We start from the raw sequence: 1,703 nt of genomic DNA on the forward strand, positions 1-1,703 counted from the left end.
TAACGATGGCATGTACAGCAAAAGCTGTTATATCTGCTTGGATGAGATGGACTTTTTTCATAATTAGTTTTATAGAATACCCTTTTGTTTCTTATATTCAGTAATGATTGTTCCTAATTCTGGTTCAAATAATTTGATATATTCATCAGATAGACCTCTACTACTAGATGGATGTGGTAAGCACACAACTTGGCATTGTTCAAAATTATCAAAGTAAACTTTAAATCGAGTACCATCAAAATCTGTTTTTTGTACCATTTTTAAGGGTTCTATTTCTGGACCAACAATAGCAGTAAACCTATCCCAAACATCTATATTTCTCAGAAAATTAATAAGCTTACTACCCATAAATAAAATTACTTTGGGTCTCAAAACTTTAATATGATGAATAAAATTATCAACTGCTTCTTTTTCTAAGAAACGATTATAGCTTTCTATATCTGCATTACTCGTATAGGCCCAATTAGTTTGAATAATACATTTATCAAAGTCTGAACCTAAATTTTCATCGTTTAATGGGTGTCCCCAAAACTTAAACCATTTTTTGATATTTTTATCATAAGGCCAAGTATTAGAAGAAGGACCATACCTTAGGGATTTATTACTAAATGTACATTCAATGCTCATATCTACTGCGGGACGGCTATCGCTTTCATCCAATTTTTGATCTTCTTTTGACCATCCCCATTCATAGCCACAAATCATTAATCCGTTTTTATCATTAAAGCCTTCGAAAATTGAATTTGCTAAATTTAGATTTCTTTCCATTATTCTTTTCTCAGATGAACTCAAACCTTAAGTTAACACATATATTCAATATAAATCAATTACTTAATTAAAAATAGGTGCTATTGTAATTACATTAACGGTTTTTAGGAGACTCTAGGTATCACCACATTTGTAACAAAAAATATAATTTATATAAATCATATACATAAATATTTTATTTTAGATATGAAAATTAATATTTAACATAAAATCTCTTATACGTAATTCAGTTGTAACCCCCAAATAGAAATGTCCGGTTTACCGATTGCTCGACCTAAGATATCAGAATATAAGAATTTGATGATCACCCTGGTTCTCAAAACTCGATACTTTATTGAAAAGTTCTATCGAGGCTTATAAGTCCCTGAAACAAAAAAATGCCTGAACTTCAGGCATTTTTTACGTCATCACTAACAGCTTACAACAATCAACAAACGAGAGTTTTAGTCTTTTGAATACGACTTAATTTTTTCAAAAATAGGGTAAAAGTCTACACCCTCATCTTTCATGCTAGAAAGTAAGTAAACCAGAACAGCGATATGAGTAGGTACTTTTCCGATCTTTTTATAGTTAGTTATGGAGTTTGGGTTCATGTCCAATAAGGTTGCAAATTCCTTAATTGAAAGACCTGCTTTCCCCATAAGTCTTTGAAATTCTTCGTATGGCATCGTGATAAATACAATCTGTTTGAATTAGAAGTATAACACAGACCATAAAACTCAAAAAAACACATAAAAAATGTGACAAACACATTTTTTATGTGTTATAAATAGCTTATCAGCTAACCCATTTATCCTTATTATCGGAGAAATATAATATGTACTCATACCCGGATTCAAACACTGAAAAGAAAATTGCTCTCATGATCATCAATGACTTTTTCATTCAAAAAGCCCATGAACTGTGGATTTTTTTACAACTCGATCAGTGCTTTA

Annotated in this window: 1 protein-coding gene; it reads right to left on the reverse strand. The window is 30.6% G+C overall.

Features of this window, described 5'->3' with window-relative positions:
* Positions 1-69: 69 nt before the first annotated feature.
* Complete coding sequence (locus AOQ71_RS43725; protein WP_044425278.1) at positions 70-768, reverse strand: hypothetical protein; 699 nt, start codon at positions 766-768, stop codon at positions 70-72.
* Positions 769-1,703: the final 935 nt, after the last annotated feature.

The organism is Bradyrhizobium manausense (assembly GCF_001440035.1).
Lineage (GTDB): Bacteria > Pseudomonadota > Alphaproteobacteria > Rhizobiales > Xanthobacteraceae > Bradyrhizobium > Bradyrhizobium manausense.

Coding starts and splice junctions, on each gene's coding strand:
- AOQ71_RS43725 (WP_044425278.1), bottom strand. CDS start 768: ATGGAAAGAAATCTAAATTTAGCAAATTCAATTTTCGAAGGCTTTAAT.